This is a genomic window from Deltaproteobacteria bacterium (assembly GCA_021737785.1).
Classification (GTDB): Bacteria; Desulfobacterota; DSM-4660; order Desulfatiglandales; family Desulfatiglandaceae; genus AUK324.
This window is the reverse complement of record JAIPDI010000006.1, coordinates 20006-42464: the sequence shown is the minus strand read 5'-3', so window position 1 is coordinate 42464 and position 22459 is coordinate 20006. Positions and strand designations below refer to the sequence as shown.

The window sequence follows — 22459 nt, the reverse complement described above, 5'->3', positions numbered from 1 at the left end:
CCCGCAGTATACTCGGGCACGGAAAATGCAGAAGCCTCCTCTGACTGAAGAGAGAGATCATCGCGATAATTCCGAAACCGACTGTGCGACGTCCCTAAACTGAAGAGTAAAATCATGGCAATACCCAATCAGGCAAGTCATTCAGTGAATATTCCATTTCTGACCAAGAACAGCGAGGTCATCGCCTCCATAGGCGTTGTGGGCATTGTGGTCTTGATGGTGATGCCCCTGCCGGCGGTTGTCCTGGATCTCCTGCTGTCATTCAATATCACCTTTGCCCTGACCATTCTGCTGGTAGGCACGTATCTGTTGCGACCATTGGACTTCTCATCGTTTCCATCGGTGCTTCTGATCGCCACATTGTTCAGGCTCTCTCTTAATATCGCCTCGACCCGGATAATTCTGCTGCACGGCAGCGAGGGGCCTGCAGCAGCCGGAAATGTGATAAAGGCCTTTGGCGGGTTTGTGGTAGGCGGCAATTATGTGGTAGGCGCTATTGTTTTCATGGTCCTTGTCCTCATCAATTTGATGGTCATCACCAAGGGATCGGGGCGGATCGGCGAAGTGGCAGCCCGATTTACCCTGGATGCCATGCCCGGCAAGCAGATGAGCATCGATGCCGACCTGAATGCAGGACTCATTGACGAGGCAGAGGCAAAGTCCCGGCGTCGCGAAATTTCCAGGGAGGCTGATTTTTACGGAGCCATGGACGGCGCCAGTAAGTTTGTAAAGGGGGATGCCATTGCGGGGATCATCATCACGCTTATTAATATCGTGGGGGGACTTGCCATCGGGGTCCTGCAAAACGGGATGGGGTTTGCCGACGCAGCCCAGACCTATACCCTCCTGACAGTAGGCGACGGGCTGGTTACCCAGATCCCCGCGCTGATGATATCCACTGCAGCCGGTATTGTGGTCAGCAGGGCCGGCTCTGAATCCGCACTGGGACACGAGGTGATATCCCAGATCCTGACCGAGCCCCGGGCGTTGATCGTTGCTTCTGCAGTGCTCTTTGGTTTTGCAATGGTTCCGGGACTTCCGACGGTCCCTTTTCTGGCGCTATCGGCGGTCGCCGGAGGTGTTGCATACGTGGTAACCAAAACCAGAAAGGCTGATACGGCGAAGGCCAGAGACACTGAAGTGGCCGAATCGAAGAGAAGGACCCCTGCGCGGGTGGAAGCGGTTCCCCCGGTAGATGTGATGGCTATGGAGGTGGGGTATGGGCTTATTCCCCTGGTGGATGTGGATCAGGGTGGACAATTCATGGAGCGGGTTAAATCCACCAGGGAGCAGATGGCTCGGGACATGGGCATTATTGTTCCCCCCATTCATATTCAGGATAACATGAAGCTGAAACCCAATGCATATTCCATTCTGCTGAGGGGGAACGAGGTGGCCAGCGGGGAATTGATGAAGAACCACCTTTTGGCGATGAACCCCGGCACCACCACTGAAAAAATTAATGGAATCTCCACAACAGAGCCCACCTACGGTCTTCCGGCCGTCTGGATCAAAGAAAAGGACAGGGAGGATGTGCTGGCCAAGGGATATACGGTGGTTGATCTGGCTACTGTCCTGATAACGCATGTCTCCGACGTCATCCGGCATCATTCACACGAATGTCTGGGAAGACAGGAGGTCCAAAAGTTCCTGGACAATCTGAAGGTTACGAATCCCAAGGTCATTGAAGAACTGATACCCAATTTGCTCCCTATCGGGGCGGTGGTCCGTGTGCTGCAGAATCTTCTCAAAGAGCAGATCTCAATCCGGGATCTGCTGACGATCTTGGAGACACTGGCGGATTGGGCACCGGTGATTAAGGATCCGGATCTCTTAACCGAATACGTCCGCCAGGCATTGAGAAGAACCATCACCGCACTTTATCAGTCTCCCGACGGGGATATCTCCGTGATCACACTCGATCAACAGCTGGAGAAGACCATCGCAGATGCCCTTCAGCAGACCGATCAGGGACAATTTTTACCCCTGGAGCCACATCTGGCGCAAAAGATTATAGCAAACCTCAGCGAGAACATGGAAAGATTTTCAGAACTCAACAGACACCCCGTGGTCTTGTGCTCACCGCAAATCCGCCCCCATTTCAAGAGGCTTGTGGAACGGTTTGTCCCGGATTTAGCGGTCCTATCATACAATGAGATCGTCAGCAGTGCTAAAATTCAATCCATTGGAACAGTGAAGGTGTGACATGCAGATCAAAAGATTTGAGGCACGAGATATGGCAGAGGCCCTGAAAATGATCAAGCGGGAATTTGGGCCTCAGGCGGTTATTCTTTCGGCCAGGGACGTCACCAAGGGGAAAGGCGTCCTTGGGTTGCTGAGAAGCCCTGGCGTGGAGGTGACCGCGGCGACCGACACTCCCCATGGAAATGGAAAGCCCAAAATGGAATACTTTGCGGCCAGGAAATGGACGCTTCAAAAGGGCCGGTCCGCGGGTGCAGGTCACAAAGATCAATCGGACACCGGGGCGTCCCGTCAACTGAACCTTGGACAGAGAGAGCGGATGAAAAGGATCCAGCCTTCCGACCCGGCGAAGCCGCATTTTCGCAGAAACGACAACCTCATCCGATTTCTCAATCTCTATGAGGAATTGCTGAAACAGGGTGTGGAAGAAACCATTGCCTCCGGTTTGATTGAAAGTCTCAGAGAGGAGATAGCCTCAGAAAAGGTGTTGGGGGACGCTGAGGTCAAGGGGCATCTGAAGGACCAGCTCAAGGAGCTGGGAGTGACGGACCGCATCCATAAAATGGGTGCCGAGAAGCATCGCATTGTGGTCCTTGTGGGACCGACCGGCGTTGGGAAAACAACGACCATGGCCAAAATGGCCGTGAGCGAGACTTTTCAGAATGGGAAAAAGATAGCACTCATCACCCTCAATGATCATCGAATCGGGGCCGCGGCGCAGATGGAAGCCTATGGGAACATCCTGGACGTGCCCGTAGCCGCTGTGTCGAACCAGAAGGAACTCAAGGGATGTCTGAAAAGGTTCAGGGATAAAGATCTCATCCTGATTGATACGCCCGGAATCAGTCACCATGACATATATGAAATTAATGAGCTGAAGGCGCTTTTGGAGGGGCTTGATTCTTTAGAGATCCATCTCTTGGCGGCGGCCGGAACTAAAGGCAAGGATTTTGAATCCATTTTCAATAAATTCAATATGCTTCATATCGATTGGCTGCTGTTTACAAAAATCGATGAGACGATTGAATATGGATCCATGCTGAATGCCGTGGTGCACGCAAAGCTCCCGGTGTCTTACTTTGCGAACGGACAGGAGATCCCGGAAAATATTGAAGAAGGATCGGTGGATCGCCTGATAGGCCTATTATGTGCAGGACAGAAAAAAAGGCGTGCACACGGATTGAAGCAATTGCCTGAAGAGAACTCCCGGACGCTCGAATGGAACCGAGAGAGAGGGTTTGAAGCCGAGGCATATGTGGCCAACACGAATTCTGATCTTTTTCACCATCCTTCCTGCAAATGGGTGGAAAGAATCGGCAACCGAAACAGGGTCGTTTTTAATACCCGGGCCGAAGCGTTGGCAAACAATTTTCGTCCTTGCAGGGCGTGTCAACCCGAAGTTGAAGAAGAAAATGATGAACCGTCATTGACGGGGGCCGCAACCCAAGAAATGAAAGAAATCGTCGCTTACTGACAACCTTATGCTTGGCTCGAGGGGAAAAATAAAATGCAACATGAGACTTCCCGTAGCAATGTGATCAGATTGACGGATAAACTCGCCGAGAAGGGAACTGTTTTGGGCAAAGAGCCCAAACAGACTCAAAAGTCGAATACCCGCGTCATTGCCATAACGAGCGGAAAGGGAGGCGTGGGAAAGACAAATATTGTCGCTAACCTCGGATTCGCCATGACGCAGCTGGACAAAAGGGTCCTGATCTTCGACGCCGATCTGGGTCTCGGAAATATGGATGTGTTGCTGGGGCTTGCACCCAAGCACAACATCTCCCATGTGGCGATGGGTACGATGAACATATCGGATATTGCCATAACAGGTCCGGGCAATATGAAGATTCTCCCCGCCTCCTCCGGCATCGAATCTCTGACGCACCTGACGGATCAGCAGAGAGTCAGGATCCTTTCTTCCCTTGAGCGTATGCTTGATTCCGTGGATGTCTTCTTAATCGATACAGGTGCGGGCATTTCAGCGAATGTAATGTATTTTAACAGCAGCGCCCAGGAGATTATTGTCGTGGTCTCCCCGGAACCGACGTCTGTTACGGATGCATATGCGTTAATGAAGGTTCTGCGCCTGCACTATTCGCAGAAGTATTTCAAGCTGATTGTCAATTTCGCCAAAACCGCAAAAGAAGCGAGTGAACTGTACAGGCAGCTTAAACTGGTAACGGACAAGTTCCTGGACATTACATTGGAGTATACCGGATATGTACTGGCCGACGAAGAGGTCAGAAAAGGCGTGAAGCTGCAAAGAGTTGTCAGCGAACTTTGCCCCAATTCCCAGGCGAGCAAATGTTTTGCTGTGCTGGCAAAGAAAATCTGCGAGACACCGGCGCTGCAGCCACCGGAAGGCGTCGCCAATTTCTTCTGGAGAAATGTTGTGGAAAAGGATTGTCAGCAATGACAAGAGAAGTTGGATGCGGGTTACCTGTGTTATCAATGAATGTGTGGAGGTAGTCTACTAACTATGGGTTTGCCGAAATGGGAATGCGATGCATATGAGCAGGATGATGTCATTCTGAGGAATCAGTCGATCCTCCAGTATCTCCCCTTTGTCAAGAATATCGTACACCGGATTGCCGTGCATCTCCCGGCCACTGTTGAGGTTGACGATCTGATCAATGCAGGGGTGATAGGGTTGATGCACGCCATGGAGAATTATGACCATCGAAGAGACAACAAATTTTCCACCTATGCTGTCTTCAAGGTGAAAGGCGCCGTCCTCACCGAACTTCGTTCCAGAGATCATTTATCGAGATCAAGCCGGAGCAAGATACGGGAACTGATGGCTGCCCATAAGGCCCTTGAACAGAAACTTGGCAGAGAAGCGACCGACGAAGAGATCGCAGATGAGATGGATCTCGATCTCGACGATTTTTACAGAATACGGGCCATGTCCAACATGTCTTTTGTGAGTTTTGAAGAAATAGGCCTTTCTTCCAAAGAAGAAAAGGCCGGCCTCATGGACTATCTGATTGACGGGAGTGGAGAGGACCCATCGAATCTAACGGGTCTGAAGGAACTGAAGGACTGCATTGCCGATGCCATTGAAGAACTTCCGGAGAAGGAAAAGCTCGTAATGTCGCTCTATTATTGGGACGAATTGAATATGAAAGAAATCGGCGCAACTTTGGACATTACCGAATCGAGAGTCTCTCAAATTCACTCACAGGCGATAATCCATTTGAGGAAAAAGTTGAGCAAAATGGGCTTCGGCAATGATGAATTTGCGTGATCCCAGGCCCACCGTGTATTAGGTCCGGGCCGGGTGGTTGACTTTTTGGATCGGCCGTGTTCGGCCGTTGAAACAGGGCCTCCATTTTTTTCATAAGTGGGGAGGTGGAAAATTGGCGGACAAAATTGTTTTGCATAAACTGGGTGTCGCATTTGCGCCTGCTCAGAAGATAGCTTCTGTGAAACGAGAGAACCGGGATCCTGACAAAAGGCGCTTTGAACGGCAGCTCACCGAAGAAAATGCACAGGATCAGGAAGACACGGCAGATTTTGGCGGCAACAGGGAAGACGTGGCCGGGGAAATGATCTCACCGATAGATGCTGCTTCCCTCGGGAAAGAGGAAGAAAACCGGGGTCCGGATAATGAAGGGAAGACGGATGTATCGTCCCAGCCGGGATCGGTTGTGGATATTCACGTGTAGATGCGGCTTAAGACGCGAACAGACAGGGTGTAAACGGGGTCTTGATGGTGGAACAGATTCAATGGATTGGAGATGTGGTGGCGATCTGCATGTGTGCGGTTACCGTGGTATTGCTGGTTCATCAGAGGGCCCGGTACAGGCGTAATTTTCCGATGCGGGGCGTCGCGGGAAGCGTGAGGGATTTCAACCAGGAATTCAGGAAATTGACACGGGCGGACAGGGCGTCTCTGGCGACCTTGGGCGAATTCGAGGGGGGGGAGAGTGCAAACCCGGAAAATATCATAGACAATGATCCCCCGATAGCGCAACCCCTCTCCGACCCGGTTCAGGAACGCGGACATGCCGAGGAAAGAGGTTGCGATGTGTCTGTTTCATCCACGGGTGATCGCTACAAAGAGGTGAAGAGACTTGCCGATTTGGGTCTTGATAAGGATGAAATTTTTGAGAGGGTTGGGCTGCCCAAAAGGGAGATTGAACTGGTTTTGAAGGTGAGTCGTCTGAGAGCCGGCGCCGGGAGGGATGTTCGGACCGGTCATTCATTTTTGGTTTAATCAGGACCGGAAGGACGTTTTCCGATCGGCATTCGGTTGCGGAAAACGGCTGGAGGGGAAAATACTGCCTACCGGCTTTTGCCACTCAGGTTCTGTTTCCCCAAGGCGGCCTAACGCCGCAACCCAAAAGGTATAGGTGCAAATCCCGGCAATTTTTGAGCGCTGACTGATACGGCGCCAACTTCTCCGCATGGTGCAGAGAAGTCGCAGATAAGGATTGTAAACAGACTTCCTGGGTTCAGCAAGATTGAGGATGCCTCGGATATGGGCTTCTGGTATACACCTTGCATGTTGGCAATTAAGTAAATTGAAGGATTAGGAAATTGCAGAAGATGTCCCTATAGCCTCTGGAGGTGAATATATGAGCCAGGCCTTGTTTTCCGCTGCTTCAGGCGCCACATATCATGAAAAGAGATTGGATATCCTGGCAAACAATTTGTCCAATATCAATACGGCCGGATTTAAGCAGGACAGACTGATCTTCAGGGTCCCGAAAGAGAAGCCAACCGGGGTGGAGGATTCAAAAGTGATGACTTCCCTGTACGCACCTGCCCCTCTGCCTTCCGGGACCACCATAGATTTTACCCAGGGCGACCTCAAACACACCGACCATCCCCTGGACCTTGCCCTGGATGGGAGCGGCTTCTTCTGTATCCAATCCCCCGATGGAAGACAGTATACCCGGAACGGCAGTTTCGCCCTCAATCAGGAAGGGGTGCTGGTCACAAAAGCGGGGTATCCGGTTGAGGGCGAGGGCGGCACCATAACCATATCCGGACAGGATGTGAGGATTGACGAGAGTGGGACTGTGTATGCGGACGGAGCGCCCGTCGGCGCCATAAAAGTGGTCAGGGTTCTGGATCTTCACAACCTCAGGAAGATGGGTGAAACCATGTTCGCACCGTCCCAGAGAGAGGCCAGAGAAGTCAAGAGTGAGGATGCCATGGTGAAACAAGGCTTTATTGAAATGTCTAACGTGAACGGTTTGCGGGCCATGACCGAGATGATCGATGTGATGAGGGGATATGAATCGTATCAAAAGGTGATCCAGCATCTTGATGATGTCACCCGCAGGGCGATAACGGATGTGGGCAAACTGTAGCATAAACAGGGGCCGCAGGATTCAGGGCGGCAGGAGGTAAGTATGTTACGAACATTGTGGATTGCGTCCACCGGGATGCAGGCGCAGAATATGAATATTGACGTGATTGCCAATAACCTGGCCAATGTCAATACAGCGGGTTTCAAAAAAAGCCGAATCGATTTTCAGGACCTCTTGTATCAGACGATGCGGCCGGCCGGAGTATCCTCGGCCCAGGGGAACGAGGTGCCGACGGGAATCCAACTGGGCCATGGAACACGTTCGGTTGCCACCCAGAAAATCTTCAGCGAGGGAGATTTCCAGGCAACCAATAATGAGCTGGATATGGCCATTGAGGGGGATGGTTTTTTCCAGATCCTTCAGCCCAACGGAGAAACCGCCTATACGAGATCCGGGGCATTCAAGCTGGACAGCGATGGACGAATCGTTACTTCTGACGGGTTTTCACTGGAGCCGGAGATAACCATTCCAGACGATGCCACTTCCATATCCATCGGATCGGATGGGACGGTATCGGTACTTCAGGCAGGAGATGTCGAGCCCAGCGAAATCGGCAGCATAGAATTGGTCAAGTTCCTGAACCCCGGGGGGCTCAACAGCATCGGAAAAAACCTCTTTCTTCCCACAAAAGCATCAGGAGATGAGATCACCGGGACGCCTGGCGAAGACGGATTCGGGACCCTTTCCCAAGGTTATGTGGAGATGTCAAATGTCAATGTGGTGGAAGAGATGGTGCATATGATTGCCGCCCAGAGGGCATATGAGATCAACAGCAAGGCCATCAAGGCGGCTGATGATATCCTTCAGATGGCAAACAACATCAAACGGTAAGATGCGGATTATGACTGCTTCAAAATGGTTCATCACGACGTTTTTTATCGCGTTTTTCACGTCCGCGATGCCGGGAACGCCACGGCCCGCGTTCGCAGCCCCCGTGGTCGTGGTCGATGTATCCCGGCAATCAGAGGTGAACAAGGATGAGATATGTCTCGGGGACATTTCGCAGGTGACAGGTGTCGATCGGAAGCTGGTTCGGGAGCTCCGGGGCATTGAGATCGGTAGGTCTCCGCTGCCTGGAAAGTCTCGCAGTATTGATGAGGCCCGTATACAGCTTCGGCTGAAGCAGTATGATGTCGACGTGTCGCAGGTCGCGCTACACGTCCCGGATAATGCTGAAGTCACAAGGGGAGTTGAACGGATTTCAAAAGAGACGATCCAGGAGGTGGTCCTGGCCTATATCCGCCGGGCCGTGATCCCCAGAAATGAAAAAATACGCGTTAAGGAGATCCAGTTCGATAAGGAGATCATCCTCCCCAAGGGCGTCGTCACATTCAAGGTGGAACCGCCCGTGGAGAGGGAATGGTCCGGGAAGATGCCTCTCGCGGTCAGCATATATGTCGGGGAAGAATTGGAGAAAAAGGTTTGGGCCGTAGCCGATGTCGAAGTTCTGAAGAAGGTAATTGTCGCCAAGAGGCCTTTGGGGAGATACCGGGAGATCACGGAAGACGATATTGAAGTGCAGGAAATGGACGTGGCGAACCTCCCTTCCAATGCATTGGCGGATTTGGGAGACATCCTTGGAAAAAGAACTCGGAAGGCCGTTAATGTCAGGGCCGTATTGAGAACGGATATGATTGAATTCCCGCCCATGGTCAAACGGGGGGATGTGGTGACGGTGCTCGCCGAATCGGCGGGGATGAGGATAACGGCATTAGGCGTTGTCAAGGTACGAGAAGGTCGTGAAGGGGAAAGAATCCTGGTTGAAAATATTGACTCCAAAAAGGGCATCTACGCCCAGGTGGTGGATTCAAAAACAGTGCGGGTCGATTTCTGAAAAAGGAGACAAGGGGATGTTTGTCAGGTGGGGGCGGACGGTGGTAGTACCATTTGGAATTGCGGTTGTTTTCCTTCTCTTATCCCTTGCCGGATGCGGAGGCAGCTCCCAGGAGATCCGTAAAGAACCCCTCCTGTCCATGCCAGTCGTCTCCGGCGGTCCTGAAATCAACTATGAGCATCGACTGCAGCCGACAAAATATGAGGGATCCCTCTGGCGGGAAAATGGGGAACTGAGCTCATTATTCAAGGATTATAAGGCCAGCAACGTGGGAGACGTGGTAACGGTTTATCTGGATCCGGACAGTAGACTCAGGGGCGAGTCAGGCGCCAATACGGATGTCGAAAGAACAGGAGGCATCGGCGGCAGCATGAAGGCCGGCTGGTCCGGCACCAATTGGAAGGCGGGCGACTATAAAGGATCCGCGGATGCAGAACTCAGCAACAGTTCCAAGGGTGGTGGAAGAACGACACGGACCGGCATACTCACAGGAACCATCACTGCAAGAGTCGTCAAGGTCCTCCCCGACGGCAACCTGGTGATTGTGGGGGGCCGGGAGATCACGGTAAATGATGAGACCCAGGATCTGCTCATATCCGGGATTATTCAGCCGAGGGACATCCGCTACGAACCCAAAAAGAGGCGCTATGAGGTCGATTCATCCTGCATTTCGGACGCAAAACTGGTTTACAGGGGGAGGGGCGTAATCAATCAACGTCAGCGTCCAGGCTGGTTTTCCAACCTTTTCAATGTATTGTCGCCATTTTAAATGCAGATGGTTCCCTCATGGCACTGCAGGAGAGAATTATGAAAAACATCTTCGTGTTCCCAAGTAATTTGGTTGCGAAGGCGACGATTGCATGTGTGGCCCTATTCTTCTGCGTTGGGGACGCCGACGCCTCCCGAATCAAGGAACTGACGGAAGTGAAGGGGGTTCGCACCAATCAGCTGGTAGGGTACGGCCTGGTCGTGGGGTTGAGCGGAACAGGGGATGGAAAGGACTCCCAATTCACTTTTCAGTCACTGGCCAGTCTGCTGGAAAGGATGGGGGTGACGGTGGACCCCAAAAATGTGGAAAAGATCGAAAATGTCGCTGCGGTGATGGTTACCGCGGATCTGCCCGCATTTGGAAAGGTTGGCTCAAAAATTGACGTGACGGTCAGTTCCATCGGCGATGCGGAAAGCCTCACGGGCGGAACCTTGCTGGTTACGCCGCTCAAGGGGGCCGATGGAAGAGTCTATGTGGTGGCTCAGGGACCGGTCAGCACCGGCGGTTATGCGGTTTCGGGAAAGGCGGCCAAGGTCACCAAGAACTTCCCCACCGTAGGCCGGATTGTAGGAGGCGGCATTATCGAAAATGAAATTCCTTACGCGTTTGTCAAGAAGGGGGCCTTGTCATTCTCCTTGAGAAATCCGGATTTTACCAACGCTATAAGGATTGTGAAAAGCATTAATTCAGCACTGAAAGACCGGTTGGCGAGGGCCTTGGATGCCGGCACCATAGAGGTTGAAATTCCGAAGGAATATTCAGGCCATACGGTTGAGTTGGTGGCCATGATAGAGCAATTGGATATTGATCCGGACAAATCTTCAAAAGTGGTCATTAATGAGCGAACCGGTACGGTGGTGATCGGAGAAAATGTCCGGATTGCAACGGTCGCCATCGCCCACGGGAATCTCAGCATCGAGATCAAGGAAAATGAGGATGTCTCTCAACCGATGCCCTTTGCCCCGGGCGCGGCGCCGGGGGCAGGGCCGATGACCTCGGAGGACGGGAGCACCATCACCGCTCCAGGAGGAGCCACCGTGGTAACCAGTGACACGAACATCTCCGCAGAAGAAGAAAAAAGCAAGCTCTTCCTTGTGAAACGGAGCGTGACCATCGCCGATGTGGTCAGGGGCCTCAACGCCCTTGGGGTATCTCCACGGGACCTGATGACCATATTCCAGGCGCTCAGGGCTGCCGGGGCCCTGGAAGCCGAACTGGAGGTAATGTAATGCCCGATGCCATCTCCGGATCCTCCCTCAAGATGCAGCAGGCCATTCAATCACTCAGTAAAACCCACCCGATAAAGGAAAGGCCCAAGGCCGGGCAGGTCCCCGCAGAGGGGAGGGATCCCGTTGAACTGAAAAAGGCCTGCGCAGAGCTGGAGTCCCTCTTCATTTTCCATCTGCTCAAGGAGATGCGGTCAGCTGTCCCCAAGGCCGGTCTTTTGACCGGAGGGAGGGGGGAAGAGATGTACACCTCCATGTTCGATGCTCAAATCGCGAGGGAACTGGCCTCTGAACGTGGAATCGGCCTCTCGACCCTTCTCATGGAGCGTCTCGGGTCGACATCCGGACCGGAAGAAAAAAATAGCGGCAAGGACTAAAAAAATGTTAAAGTTTTTAATACAGGCAACCGATAATCCTTTTGAATGGATCGCGTATGGCCGCATGATCATTCAAAGCCTGAAAACATCAGCAGCATATCTTTCTATTGCAAGGGATTGTTTTTGGGATCGCACAGGGCCAGTTCCGTTGAAGGGAGGGTTTTCAAGTGAAAATAGCGGGTGACCATCGTCTCGCAAATCTGGATGCCTATACAAAGAATGTCAGAGACAGAGAAAAGCCCCATTCTTTTTCAGGCGCGGGTTCAGGAGACGGTATTTCAAAGGATAAGGTTGAGTTATCCCCGGAAGCCAAACAGATTCAGAGGGCAAAGGAATTGATAGATTCTCTTCCTGATATTCGTGAGGAGAAAGTGGCGGAAATACGAGCCCGGATTGAAGCGGGTGAATATCAGATTGATGGGGAAAAGATCGCCTCAAAAATGATAGAAGAAGCGCTGTTAAATGAACTGATTTGACAGACCGACGGCGTTGTCATGTAAGAGACATCTCTCTTTGCGGGGGGCAGGGCGCTCGCGAAGGGGGGCTCCTGTGTTTTATGCGCTTAAGCAGGAGCAGTCACCGTCTAATGCGGATAGCTGCAACCAATCCCGCCCAAGCGGGACCCACACCCCAGTACCAGTTTCCGAAGCTACGGGGCAAACAAAGACACGAAACCACAAAGATTATCTATTTCTTACAGGGCGCCTTACCCGTATGGCACTAAACCTGACGCTGCAGGGAGCGCGAAACCATAATAATGGGTGACATGGAACGGATGCTGGACAATCTTCTGAAGATCCTTCGAGAGGAAGCCGACCTTTTCGGGATGATGCTGAATCTGGCGCAAGACGAAAAAGATGCAGTCACGCGATCGGATCTCGATGCGCTCAGAACGGCCACGGAGGGAAAAACATCGCTGGTTCCCAGGATTCAGGACCTGGACCGAAAGAGGAAAGCCGTTGCTGAAGACCTGGCAGGGATCATGGGACGACCCACTCAGGGGCTGAATCTTCGTGAAATTTCGGGTTTGGCTGAAGAACCTTATGCCACCCAATTGGAAGCGTGCAGGTCGCACCTCTCACGCCTGGCAGCATCCATTTCAGACATTAGTTTCCGGAATAGGGAACTCATTACCCATCGCCTTAAATTTGTTCGGAGTTCCTTTTTTTTCTTGAACAACGTGACTGTTTCGAGCACTGTCTACCGCAATACCGGCAAAATGACGATGACATCGGATCGTAGCGGCCGGGTCCTGTCCGGGGACTTTTAGTCCGCTGGAGAACCCTTTATTCCCGAAGGTCATTGAGCCAATAGTAGATTTGACGTTTTAAAAGTGATATTACTGTCCATTCACTGAACGAACAATTCTCTGGGTTTTGTAAGATGATTCAGCTATTCGAGTCCAAGTTCCTCGCGCCTAAAACACACTTCAGGCGCTTATCCGTGCTTATGGCCATTCATAATTTTGCTGAAGTCAGCCAGCGAAGGATCGGTGAAATTGCCTGCCTGAGCAGTTCAATGGTCAATAATTATATGAAAGAGCTACAGAAACAGGAATTGATCACCGTCACCGGAAATACCAATAGGACATGCGAATATCACCTCACGACAAAGGGGAGGGATGAACTCCTTTCCCTGTTGATCTCCTATTCCGCAGAGATTATTCGCCTTTATGGCGAAGCCAAGGAGGAAATTGTTGGAAGACTTCGTCAGATCCGCGAGGATGGTGTTCGCAGGGTGGCGCTATTTGGGGCTTCCTCTACTGCAGAGGTCGTTTCTGCCGGAATAAGCGAGGTCCAATTGAATGTGGTGGGGATTGTGGACAGCGATCTGAAGAAACAGGGGAATCGATTCGGGGGGCTGGTGATTCAACCGCCGGAGGCCTTGAGAGACATGGAGGTGGATGCTGTGGTGGTCACATCGTTTGGCAGACAGGAGGAAATCCACGATTTTATTCGCCAGTTTGTGGATCCAAAGATCAGGGTCCTGAAACTGTCCAATTTGTAAAAGGCATGGCTGACGGCTGGCCAAGGGGAATATGAGATATGGATCACGTGTCCATCCAAATCGGAGACCGTCTGATAGGCGATCATCAGCCCGCATACATTATTGCTGAGATTGGGATCAATCATAACGGCAGTCTCGAACTGGCCAAAAAGCTGATAGATTCGGCTGTCTCCGCTGGGTGTGACGCCGTCAAGTTCCAAAAACGGACCCCTCAACTCTGTGTACCGCCGCACCAACAAAGCGTCGTGATAAACACCCCCTGGGGCGCCATGGCATACCTGGAATATCGTTATAAGGTGGAGTTTGATGAGGACGAATACAGGGAGATTGATCGATATTGCAAAAAAAGAGGCATCCTGTGGTTTGCATCGTGTTGGGATGAGCCATCGGTTGATTTTCTGCAACAGTTTTCCCCGGCCTGCTACAAGGCATGCTCCGCAGTTCTCACGAATGACGACCTCCTGCGACGGCTGAATTCAACGGGACGTCCTTTGATCCTGTCTACCGGCATGTCGACCATGGAAGAGATACGGCATGCGGTTTCCCTGCTCGACCAGGACCGCCTTCTCATCGCGCACTGTACCAGCAGTTATGCGTGTCCGCCGGAGGAGCTCAATCTGAATATGATCAGGACGCTGCAACGGGAGTTCAACTGTCCTATCGGCTATTCAGGACATGAGGTGGGGCTGGTTACCACCTGTGCCGCAGTGGCTATCGGGGCTTCTTTTGTGGAACGCCATATCACCATTGATCGAGGCCTGTGGGGCAATGATCAGGCTGCGTCTCTTGAACCTGCGGATTTGCAGAGACTGGTAGAGGAAATCCGCGAGATTGAGATGGCACTGGGTGATGGGATGAAAAAAGTCTATCCAAGTGAGGATACGGTTTTGAAAAAACTAAGGAGGTATCGTTAAGCGTTCCTGGGAAGCTTCCTTCTCCTGGGCGATTGTAACCGCTCGAATAAGATCAAGCCTGCCTCGGACGATTACGGCCTTGTCTTGTGGAATATGAAACAGCGACTCAAATCTTTCACCCCTGCCTGCACCGTATGCGGTCAGCACTTCATCAACATACTCTATTTGTGGAAGCTCTTGCCTAAAACCTATGTTCTTTTCTAAAACATTATAAATTTGATCATTTTTTATATATTTCAACCAATATGGGTTGGTTTTGGGTTCCGACACTGAACGGCAACCCTTTTGCCCCATCCGTTCATAGTGTTCAATAAACTTGCGGATCAATGCCGCATCCAAAAGCGGTGCGTGCCCGTTAATGAGCACCGTGTCTTTAATATTCGGGCCCAATATCCTCCACAACTCAGACTGCGCATCCAAATTAAGCCGGCCGTTTCTGTTAAAAGGCTGTTTTCGACACAATGGCATTCCGGATTTTTTGGCCAGGGCCTCACTGACAGCGGTTGTTCCGGCAAGAACAACCATGCCAAAGCAGCCGCTGTCGAGTATCGCATCAAGGGTGTGGAAAAGAACCGGCTTGGAACCGAACACGTATTCCTCGGGATATTCCTCTATCCACATAACAGCGCCGAGAGATGAATTCTGGAGTGATTTGTGCATAGAGGGGGTGTCCCACAAGGTGTCGATATCTGCAGGGGCCAATACTCGAATCAAATCGCCGCGCATCAACCAGTTCTCACACAATTTGAGGTCAAAAGGCGTGTCAATGTCCAAACCGTGTTCTGGACAGAGCACATAAGGCAGCGAGTGAGGAACAGCCCCAAAGAGCGATTGATATAGGGCTTGCGGCAGATAGTAGGTGGGATGGCGCGACCAGAGGGCAAATGCGCCGCACTGACCGTAGAGCGGCCCCGTCTCTTTTGGAATGAGAATAACCTCCCCCTCCGGGTTGAAGAATTCTTTCCCCTCCTCCATGCGTTCCACAACAGAGGCGAGGTTTTTGGCATCAGATTGAAACAACCGCTCCAAGGCGCGATCCATCTCTTCGGCTGGGCAGAGGGGGTGGGTCGCGGAAACCATAAACAGGAAATCATGAAAATAGTGTTCCTGGACCTCCAACCAGTAAAGGGCAAACCGGAGTACATCCTTCAGGGTGGCCCTGTCGGAAGAGAGTTCACGAGGCCTAAGGTAAGGTGTTTCAGCTCCGGCCCGGCGTGCGGCATCAGCGATTTCCTCATCATCCGTGCTCACAATGACCCGTTTTATGTAACGGCTTCGGCGGCATTTTTCAATGGCATGTTCCAGCAGGGGCCGGCCGGCGAGCGATGCAAGGGCCTTACGTGGGATTCCGCGCGACCCGCCGCGTACCGGGATAACGGCAGCAACATTCCACTGTTCTGGGGGCTTATGGATATCGCAGTTCGCGGGGTCCGCCAAATATGAGTGGACGCTCCATACATGGACATATTTCATTTCGGCCAAGACCGCTGGGGGAAGCCCATACTTCGCCAGCAGGTCGTTTGCCCGCACGACATCGCCGCTGCTGTATAATGAATACGCAAGGATCAATTCTTCAGGAGGCATCATCTGCTTCCAATGGGAAAATATTGTATGCGGGTCAATTTTGTCAGCCACGATGATTAAAACCTTTGGTATTTGCGCATTTCCTTGAATGCCATTTTTGCTGCCAGTCGAAAGCTGGCAGCGGCGCGATAATGTTTGCCCTCTGCAAAAAAATGCTCGCCTCGTGCATTAAGAAACATACAGGCGATCTTCTTGCGAACCTCACCCAGTACTTCGGTCGCATCCGGTTTTTGATCAAGCGGCAGTTTTTTCCTAACGATCCGACAATGGTTGGCAAGATAGCGCGGTCTGTCCGTTTTATGCAGGTTGGTCATGTGCCCCTGTCCGGTGGTGCCACTGTCCCGGCGTTTGGAATATTCTGCCGTGGTTTCTGCAATATGATAGGGATCGGTTATGGCGGCAAGCCGTCTGAAAAAGTCAAAATCCACAAGCACCTGGAGCTTAGGGTCAAAACCTCCGATTTCTTCAAAGGCGTGTCGATCGTGGGCAGCGACAATCCCCGGGATACTGTTCGATTCCAAAAGCTGCGGGAGAAAGACCTGTCGAGAATAAATCAACTCTTTATAGATGTTGGACGCGACAGAAAGGTCTTGCTCAGACGGATCGGCTGCACGCAGTGCGTCGGTGTAGGCAAAACGTACCCTGGGCACATTTCGCAAAAAAAATACAATGGTTTCCAGGTGGTTGGGGTACCAGATATCGTCGTCATCCAGATATGCGATGAATTCCCCCCGGGAATGGGAAAAGGCGGTGTTGAGGGCGTGTCCTTTTGAGACATGGGGCGCGTCTATATACAGCACTCGGTTATCTTCCATGCTTTCGACGATCGTTTTTGCGCTGTCCCCCCCGTCATTGACCACGATGAGTTCCAGACTACGGTAGGTCTGGTCGAGCACGGATCTCACAGCTGCGGGCAATAGATTCTTCCGGTTGTAGGTGCTCATGAGGACCGACACCAAAGGTCCCTCCGTTTCCGTCCTTGCAGCAGTGGCACGCTGCTTCTTCAGCTTTCGAGATGAGAAACCGTAATGGTCGGCAAGCGCCAACAGTTCCCCTGCCCGCGCATCAAAAGAAAAGCGGTCTTGTACGATCCGTCTCAATTCATTTGAAATGCGCTGTCTTTCCTCGGTTCTGACCGCCTCCAGGCCGCGGAAAATCTGTTTAATCGGTCTTGTTTCGCTAAAGACAGGGACGCATCCAAGCTCCTGTTCAAGACCGGACAGGGAGTCGGTTACCAGTTGTGCCCCGCATGCGAGTACGTCAAAGGTCCGGTTGTTTACAAAACCGTTGCACAGCATGTCAGGATGGTGGTCGTTGAGAACGACCTTGGCTCTTCTATAGGTATCCGGCAACTCCCCCCATGGAACAAATTCGCCCTGCCATACATCATCGGGCAGAAGCCCCTTCCACCCCTTGCCCCATACCGCCAGCGGACGTCCCAATCTTAACGCCTCCGCCACAACCCGGCGCATCTTTAATCTCCCGGTGCCGATATTGTTACCGACAAATACCACGTCCAGGTCTTTCTCCTTCTCCGGAAACGGATAGAAGTGTTCCACGTCAGAGGCCTGTAAGAAAGTATGCACGGGTGTGTGAGTCATGGCCTTCACTTTTGGCGCAAATTTCGATGAGGCCACCAATACCAAATCATAGGACGCCAGTTCTTGAGGAGTGATCCTTGAGGGATGACTGACGATCCAAAGAATATTGTAGTTGTAAGGTTTAGGATAATACCGCGACAACCCGGCGATGTGAACAACGATGTCGATATCGGTGTCGCGGCTTCCCCATTCGTTCATATAGTCGATACGGCAGCCGTGGCCGCGCTTGCAGAGTGCCTTTGCCAGACCTTGGGCAAAAAAGAGGTCTCCCCAGTCGCAGCATCTTCGATCCGGGGCGCAGATTTTAAGGGAAAAAGCCAAGGGCGTGTCGGGTTGTTGGCGTTCTGTTTCCGGAAATTGAAAGTTGAAGTCATCCTGTCGAAGGATTCGGCCCCATTTGAAGAAGGTCCGATGCGTGTTCGCCTGACAGCAGGCCAGTCTCCCTTCGCTGCTTTCCTCAAAATGAGTGACAACGCAGTCGGGACGATAGATGACATGCCGTCCGGCTGCATCATAACGGAGGCACAGATCAACATCTTCATGACCATTTACATAGCCCTCGTCAAACCCCCCCAGTCGGAGAAACTCTCCTCGGTGTACGGCCATGCATGCCCCGGTGACAATGCGGAACCTCCGTCGGTTACTAACCACTGGATGGCCTTTATCGAGGCCGCGATGGATGTGGTAAGGGATACGGTTTCCGCCGATTGCCACGCCGCTGTGCTGTATCGTGCCATCCGGGTATAACAACCTGGCACCCACAACACCTGTTTCCGGTTGAGAAGAAAGTTCATCGATGAGGGCACTGCTCCAGCCGCTATGAACCAGCGTATCGTTGTTAAGAAAGACAAGGATGGCTCCGCCCGCCAGTCTCGCCGCCTGATTGCATGCCCTGGCGAAACCCAGGTTTTCGGGATTGGAGACGGCGCGGAAGATTGTTCGGGAATGACGGGCAGCAAAGGCGTTGAGATATTCGCCCGTACCATCCGTAGATCCGTTGTCAATGACAACGATCTCAAATAGAGGTTCCTTCGGGGTGTGCAACAGGATACTCTGGAGGCACTTTTCTGTGTAGGGAAGGTTGTTGTAAAGGGGAATGACGATGCTGAATACCATATAAAATTCTCCATCCATATCAAGCGTCTGATACGGCGGCCGAGGGTCCGATTTTGACGAACGGTATGCGCGATTCTTTCACCTCGCCTGATCGCGAGGTGACCCTTACGCAAAGTTCATAACTCCCAGGCCCAAGGCGCGACAAATTGAGGCAGCCGCTGAAACCACTTGAATCCGCATACGGATAAGCTGGGTGAAGTTCTTGTACATCTTTTCGCGGCAATCCGTAATCCAGGTGAACGAGTCTGCCATCAGGTTGCAAGACTTGGACCTGTGCGATGCCCGAAAGGGACAATGCCCAGCCGGAAACGGCGAGCTTTCTAAAAACGGGAGCAGGATGGGTCTTTTCGGGGTAATCCACAAAAAGGATAAGGGATTCCTCCGGCCCTTGCGACGTATCCGGATCATTTAACAAGAGAAGGTGTTGCTCCGCTAAAAAACTGCATTGAGTCAGTGGAGCAGCCCTCAGATTTCTAATCTCCCATTCCGAAACCTCATGAAAAAAGCTCCAAATAAGTTCAATGCCATTAAGATGGCTTGACAGCTCCATCCAATCTTCTCTTTTGACACGGTCGCGTGAGGCCAACGACACCAGATGATCATAGCAGGTAATAATTTGCCGGAAATCAGACATGGCCTGCAATTTATTCCGATCGGAACAATGATGATGCAAATCCGCATCCAGGAAACAGCTGCAGTATTCACGAATGGCTTCTTGCTTATCAGAAACGTCAATGTTCAAAAAACTGGCAATTCTATTGATCTGCTCATGGGCACTGTTCATTAATACTTCATACTGAATTATGATAGATTGATCATTGTTGATGTATTTCGCGATGCAATACATATGCACAAGCCAGAGAAGAAGGCTTTTGCGTGTTCCAAAACGGTTTCTCCTCTCCAATGACAGCGCCACATCCGTCGGGGACCTTAAACATACGACATAATGGATGTCCGCATCCAAATCATTCAAGAGGCCCTGCCAAAATGGAAGCAAGCGGCATGCCCGCGGATCCTTAAATCCCCAGATAGGATATCGGGAGGCGAGGTTTGCTATCACGGCGCGCGCGGCGCCCTTTATAGGATCAAAGCAGTGGCTGGAAAAATCGATCTCACCGGTTAATGCAACGCTGTGCCAGCTGCTGCCTATCAACTCCAGAAGCCGCTCATTGATGTCAAAAATATCGGCATTTTCCCAATATCCTTTCGGATTGGCGGTGGTTGACGGTAACAAATGGTCGCCCAGTTCGACACCGAGGACATTAATGCCCTTGGTTAAAAGACTGGTTCCGGATCTGCTCATGCCCAGGACGATGACGACCTTTGTCGATGCCATTCCGCTTGCCCTCGCGTGATTCCGCTTTACGATATTCTTTGCCAACCTCTGTGTCCATGCCGATTATGACTCGATGCGTCCATGCCGCCTTCTCGCTGCTAACACCAGTTGCTTGGAGTGCTGAAGGAGCTTGCCAAAACGGTCAGGAGCATGCAGTCCCACATTTCTCTGCGCATGGCTGCGAACAGAATAGAGCACCTTTGGAATATGGTAAAAGCGGGCGCCGTTTCGGGCAAATCTCAGGTAGCATTCGTGGTCATCGGCTGCGGCATTCTCATCATAATATCCGAATTGATCGTGGAGCTCTCTACGGTAAAGGGTGGCTACTCCGCACAGAAACCAGCTGCAAAAGGAGGCTTCAAAGCTGTAGTCCGGCAGTTTGAACTCCCTCAATATCCTGTGCCTGTCATCTATGATGAACATGTCTCCATAAACAAAATCAGCCAGCCCTGCATCCAGGATTCTGGCCAGCTCCGAAATCATCAGAGGATGACAGATGTCGTCAGAGGCAACAAAAGAGCAATACTCCCCGCTGGCTTCCTTGAGGCCCCGGTTGTACGTCCGGGTTGCGCCCATGTTGTGATCGTTATGAATGATGCGAAGCTCGCGCCCTTCTTGCGGATAACGGAAGATCTCTCTGCGCTCTATCATATCTTTCTTTTCGTCGTAGTTGAAGGCGTAGGATGTTTTTTCCGTTGTTACCTTTTTGGCGTAATCGTGGAGGATTTCTCTGGTATCGTCGTTGGAACAGTCATCAACCACGATAATTTCAATATTGCCATAGTCCTGAAAAAAAATGGAATCGAGACAGGCTTCAATATACTCCCCGTGATTGTAGCTTGGCACTATGAGTGACACCTTTTTCACTTCAGCCCCCTGTCGTTGCGCTTTGGACTACATCGCTTTTGAAATGCTCTTTTCGACTCTTATAAATCAGATCAGGCAATGTCCCCGCAAAAAAGCGGTTGACACGCCTGTCTACCCGCAATTCCGGTTGCCTGCAGATAAGCCCGGGGTCATGAACCAGTTTTTGATATACGTCTCGAAAATGATCCACAAGGATTTTCTGAGACCAGTGGTTTTCCACAAAAATACGGGAATCGCGGCCGATTTCAGCGGCTTCCTCGGGATGTGTCAGGAGGTAATCCAGTACCGTATACGCATCTTCCATGCGCACATTGATAAAAGGAGAGGCGCAGGTCCCTGCAAAATGGGCCATGATCCATCGGGCACGGTCATCAAGATATGAGAGCACCGGTTTGCCCTGGCTTAACCCTTCGAGGCCTGAGATATGGTAGCTGCCCGTCACCATTTCATCCACCACGATTCGGGATGATCTCTTGGCCGTTAGCACCTGCTCAAGCGGAATTCTGTGCATGATGGTATGTTTTGCCCCATTTTTTCGGCAAACTTCAACGATAATCTGTTCGGTTTCCGGCATCCCTTTTGTATTCCACCTGGCATCCCAGGCACCGATGGTCAAGGTAGGAGCAAAGAAGATATCAAACTGTGGATCCGCTTCAGAGGGTGTGTAAGGCGGGTCATTCTCGGGAACCATGTTTGGAACAACCATGGAATAGGGGTATTTACGTTCCTGAAACTGGGCGACCACCAGCCCAGGGATATCCTGCGCCATGAGTTCCGTCACTGTTATGCCCATAACACGTGCAATGAGTTTGGGTTCGCTGTGATACTGCCTGACAAAGGGTTTGCCTTTATTCCTGAGTTCCCTAAAGCTAATGGGCTCAAACTGCCTGGAATCATAATAGAGGTAATTGTGAAGATGGATAATATCGGCCTCGTTGGCGAGTTCAACCGCACGCTCCTTCTCTTCCGAAAAGATCACATCCTGGCCGAAATCCTCTGAACCATACCGTCTTAAGTCAACGAGATGGGCTTCATGGTCCGGCAACAAGGTGTTTATGGCCTTCACCAGGCGCAATGGGGCCCCGGCAAGGGGGGTTATGGAAAAATGAACGATTTTCATGATCATCTCAAGTTGAGGTTCAATGGTTCGGCGCATATGCCCCGGCGCCAATTATATATCTGAATCAACAACGTTTTTCAATATGTTTCATCATCATGAAAGTCCGTAATGACGGTTTTGGGCAACAGGGAAGAAGGGATTTCTGCATATTTTTCTGCAAATCCTTGTGGATTTGTAACCAT

21 protein-coding genes are annotated in these 22459 nt (G+C 51.5%); 16 read left to right on the top strand and 5 right to left on the bottom strand.

Annotated elements, in window-relative coordinates; translation table 11 throughout:
• Positions 1-114 precede the first annotated feature (114 nt).
• From flhA to K9N21_04805, 16 genes are all read left to right on the top strand, one after another.
• Positions 115-2205, top strand: a complete 2091-nt coding sequence (flhA, locus tag K9N21_04880; GenBank protein ID MCF8143237.1) for a flagellar biosynthesis protein FlhA — start codon at positions 115-117, stop codon at positions 2203-2205.
• Position 2206: 1 nt separating this feature from the next.
• On the top strand, positions 2207-3676 hold the full coding sequence (gene flhF, locus K9N21_04875; GenBank protein ID MCF8143236.1) for a flagellar biosynthesis protein FlhF: 1470 nt from the start codon (positions 2207-2209) through the stop codon (positions 3674-3676).
• Between the two features lie 33 nt (positions 3677-3709).
• A complete protein-coding gene (locus K9N21_04870; protein ID MCF8143235.1) occupies positions 3710-4621 on the top strand; it encodes a MinD/ParA family protein in 912 nt (303 codons plus the stop codon).
• A gap of 63 nt (positions 4622-4684) precedes the next feature.
• Complete coding sequence (locus K9N21_04865) at positions 4685-5452, top strand: FliA/WhiG family RNA polymerase sigma factor (GenBank protein MCF8143234.1); 768 nt, start codon at positions 4685-4687, stop codon at positions 5450-5452.
• A gap of 178 nt (positions 5453-5630) precedes the next feature.
• Positions 5631-5873: a hypothetical protein gene (locus K9N21_04860; GenBank protein ID MCF8143233.1), complete on the top strand. Its 243-nt coding sequence runs from the start codon at positions 5631-5633 to the stop codon at positions 5871-5873.
• A 44-nt stretch (positions 5874-5917) separates the two neighbouring features.
• The gene (locus K9N21_04855; protein MCF8143232.1) at positions 5918-6424 is read left to right on the top strand and encodes a DUF2802 domain-containing protein; all 507 of its coding nucleotides are present in this window, start codon (positions 5918-5920) and stop codon (positions 6422-6424) included.
• 361 nt (positions 6425-6785) lie between these two features.
• Positions 6786-7526 (top strand): flagellar basal-body rod protein FlgF, encoded by a 741-nt coding sequence (gene flgF, locus K9N21_04850; GenBank protein MCF8143231.1) that lies wholly within the window; start codon positions 6786-6788, stop codon positions 7524-7526.
• A gap of 42 nt (positions 7527-7568) precedes the next feature.
• Positions 7569-8357, top strand: coding sequence for a flagellar basal-body rod protein FlgG (gene flgG / locus K9N21_04845; protein ID MCF8143230.1), 789 nt, complete (start codon positions 7569-7571; stop codon positions 8355-8357).
• Positions 8358-8367: 10 nt separating this feature from the next.
• Positions 8368-9360, top strand: coding sequence for a flagellar basal body P-ring formation chaperone FlgA (gene flgA, locus K9N21_04840; protein ID MCF8143229.1), 993 nt, complete (start codon positions 8368-8370; stop codon positions 9358-9360).
• A 40-nt stretch (positions 9361-9400) separates the two neighbouring features.
• Entirely contained in the window at positions 9401-10129 is a 729-nt protein-coding gene (locus K9N21_04835) for a flagellar basal body L-ring protein FlgH (GenBank protein MCF8143228.1), read from the top strand.
• 38 nt (positions 10130-10167) lie between these two features.
• Positions 10168-11358 (top strand): flagellar basal body P-ring protein FlgI, encoded by a 1191-nt coding sequence (locus tag K9N21_04830; protein MCF8143227.1) that lies wholly within the window; start codon positions 10168-10170, stop codon positions 11356-11358.
• The gene (locus tag K9N21_04825) at positions 11358-11732 is read left to right on the top strand and encodes a rod-binding protein (GenBank protein MCF8143226.1); all 375 of its coding nucleotides are present in this window, start codon (positions 11358-11360) and stop codon (positions 11730-11732) included. Before K9N21_04830 ends, K9N21_04825 begins: the two co-directional genes overlap by 1 nt.
• Positions 11733-11899: 167 nt before the next feature.
• Positions 11900-12208, top strand: coding sequence for a flagellar biosynthesis anti-sigma factor FlgM (gene flgM, locus K9N21_04820; protein ID MCF8143225.1), 309 nt, complete (start codon positions 11900-11902; stop codon positions 12206-12208).
• A gap of 281 nt (positions 12209-12489) precedes the next feature.
• Positions 12490-13002 carry a flagellar protein FlgN gene (locus K9N21_04815; protein MCF8143224.1) on the top strand — a complete coding sequence of 171 codons (513 nt, stop codon included), beginning with the start codon at positions 12490-12492 and terminating at the stop codon, positions 13000-13002.
• Between the two features lie 113 nt (positions 13003-13115).
• Positions 13116-13739, top strand: a complete 624-nt coding sequence (locus tag K9N21_04810; GenBank protein MCF8143223.1) for a hypothetical protein — start codon at positions 13116-13118, stop codon at positions 13737-13739.
• A 38-nt stretch (positions 13740-13777) separates the two neighbouring features.
• Positions 13778-14653 (top strand): N-acetylneuraminate synthase family protein, encoded by an 876-nt coding sequence (locus K9N21_04805; GenBank protein ID MCF8143222.1) that lies wholly within the window; start codon positions 13778-13780, stop codon positions 14651-14653.
• Here K9N21_04805 and K9N21_04800 read toward each other — a convergent pair.
• From K9N21_04800 to K9N21_04780, 5 genes are all read right to left on the bottom strand, one after another.
• The gene (locus K9N21_04800) at positions 14636-16288 is read right to left on the bottom strand and encodes an NTP transferase domain-containing protein (protein ID MCF8143221.1); all 1653 of its coding nucleotides are present in this window, start codon (positions 16286-16288) and stop codon (positions 14636-14638) included. The genes K9N21_04805 and K9N21_04800 overlap by 18 nt on opposite strands.
• A 5-nt stretch (positions 16289-16293) precedes the next feature.
• Complete coding sequence (locus K9N21_04795; protein MCF8143220.1) at positions 16294-18954, bottom strand: glycosyltransferase; 2661 nt, start codon at positions 18952-18954, stop codon at positions 16294-16296.
• A gap of 19 nt (positions 18955-18973) precedes the next feature.
• Positions 18974-20290, bottom strand: a complete 1317-nt coding sequence (locus K9N21_04790) for a hypothetical protein (GenBank protein ID MCF8143219.1) — start codon at positions 20288-20290, stop codon at positions 18974-18976.
• A gap of 63 nt (positions 20291-20353) precedes the next feature.
• Positions 20354-21157: a glycosyltransferase gene (locus K9N21_04785; protein ID MCF8143218.1), complete on the bottom strand. Its 804-nt coding sequence runs from the start codon at positions 21155-21157 to the stop codon at positions 20354-20356.
• 1 nt (position 21158) lies between these two features.
• Positions 21159-22277, bottom strand: a complete 1119-nt coding sequence (locus K9N21_04780) for a glycosyltransferase family 1 protein (protein ID MCF8143217.1) — start codon at positions 22275-22277, stop codon at positions 21159-21161.
• Between the last annotated feature and the right edge of the window lie 182 nt (positions 22278-22459).

Bases quoted from the DNA above. Each gene is read 5' to 3' on its own strand.
- flhA (MCF8143237.1), top strand. From the start codon at position 115: ATGGCAATACCCAATCAGGCAAGTCATTCAGTGAATATTCCATTTCTG.
- flhF (MCF8143236.1), top strand. From the start codon at position 2,207: ATGCAGATCAAAAGATTTGAGGCACGAGATATGGCAGAGGCCCTGAAA.
- K9N21_04870 (MCF8143235.1), top strand. From the start codon at position 3,710: ATGCAACATGAGACTTCCCGTAGCAATGTGATCAGATTGACGGATAAA.
- K9N21_04865 (MCF8143234.1), top strand. From the start codon at position 4,685: ATGGGTTTGCCGAAATGGGAATGCGATGCATATGAGCAGGATGATGTC.
- K9N21_04855 (MCF8143232.1), top strand. From the start codon at position 5,918: ATGGTGGAACAGATTCAATGGATTGGAGATGTGGTGGCGATCTGCATG.
- flgF (MCF8143231.1), top strand. From the start codon at position 6,786: ATGAGCCAGGCCTTGTTTTCCGCTGCTTCAGGCGCCACATATCATGAA.
- flgG (MCF8143230.1), top strand. From the start codon at position 7,569: ATGTTACGAACATTGTGGATTGCGTCCACCGGGATGCAGGCGCAGAAT.
- flgA (MCF8143229.1), top strand. From the start codon at position 8,368: ATGACTGCTTCAAAATGGTTCATCACGACGTTTTTTATCGCGTTTTTC.
- K9N21_04830 (MCF8143227.1), top strand. From the start codon at position 10,168: ATGAAAAACATCTTCGTGTTCCCAAGTAATTTGGTTGCGAAGGCGACG.
- K9N21_04825 (MCF8143226.1), top strand. From the start codon at position 11,358: ATGCCCGATGCCATCTCCGGATCCTCCCTCAAGATGCAGCAGGCCATT.
- K9N21_04815 (MCF8143224.1), top strand. From the start codon at position 12,490: ATGGGTGACATGGAACGGATGCTGGACAATCTTCTGAAGATCCTTCGA.
- K9N21_04810 (MCF8143223.1), top strand. From the start codon at position 13,116: ATGATTCAGCTATTCGAGTCCAAGTTCCTCGCGCCTAAAACACACTTC.
- K9N21_04805 (MCF8143222.1), top strand. From the start codon at position 13,778: ATGGATCACGTGTCCATCCAAATCGGAGACCGTCTGATAGGCGATCAT.
- K9N21_04795 (MCF8143220.1), bottom strand. From the start codon at position 18,954: ATGGTATTCAGCATCGTCATTCCCCTTTACAACAACCTTCCCTACACA.
- K9N21_04790 (MCF8143219.1), bottom strand. From the start codon at position 20,290: ATGGCATCGACAAAGGTCGTCATCGTCCTGGGCATGAGCAGATCCGGA.
- K9N21_04780 (MCF8143217.1), bottom strand. From the start codon at position 22,277: ATGAAAATCGTTCATTTTTCCATAACCCCCCTTGCCGGGGCCCCATTG.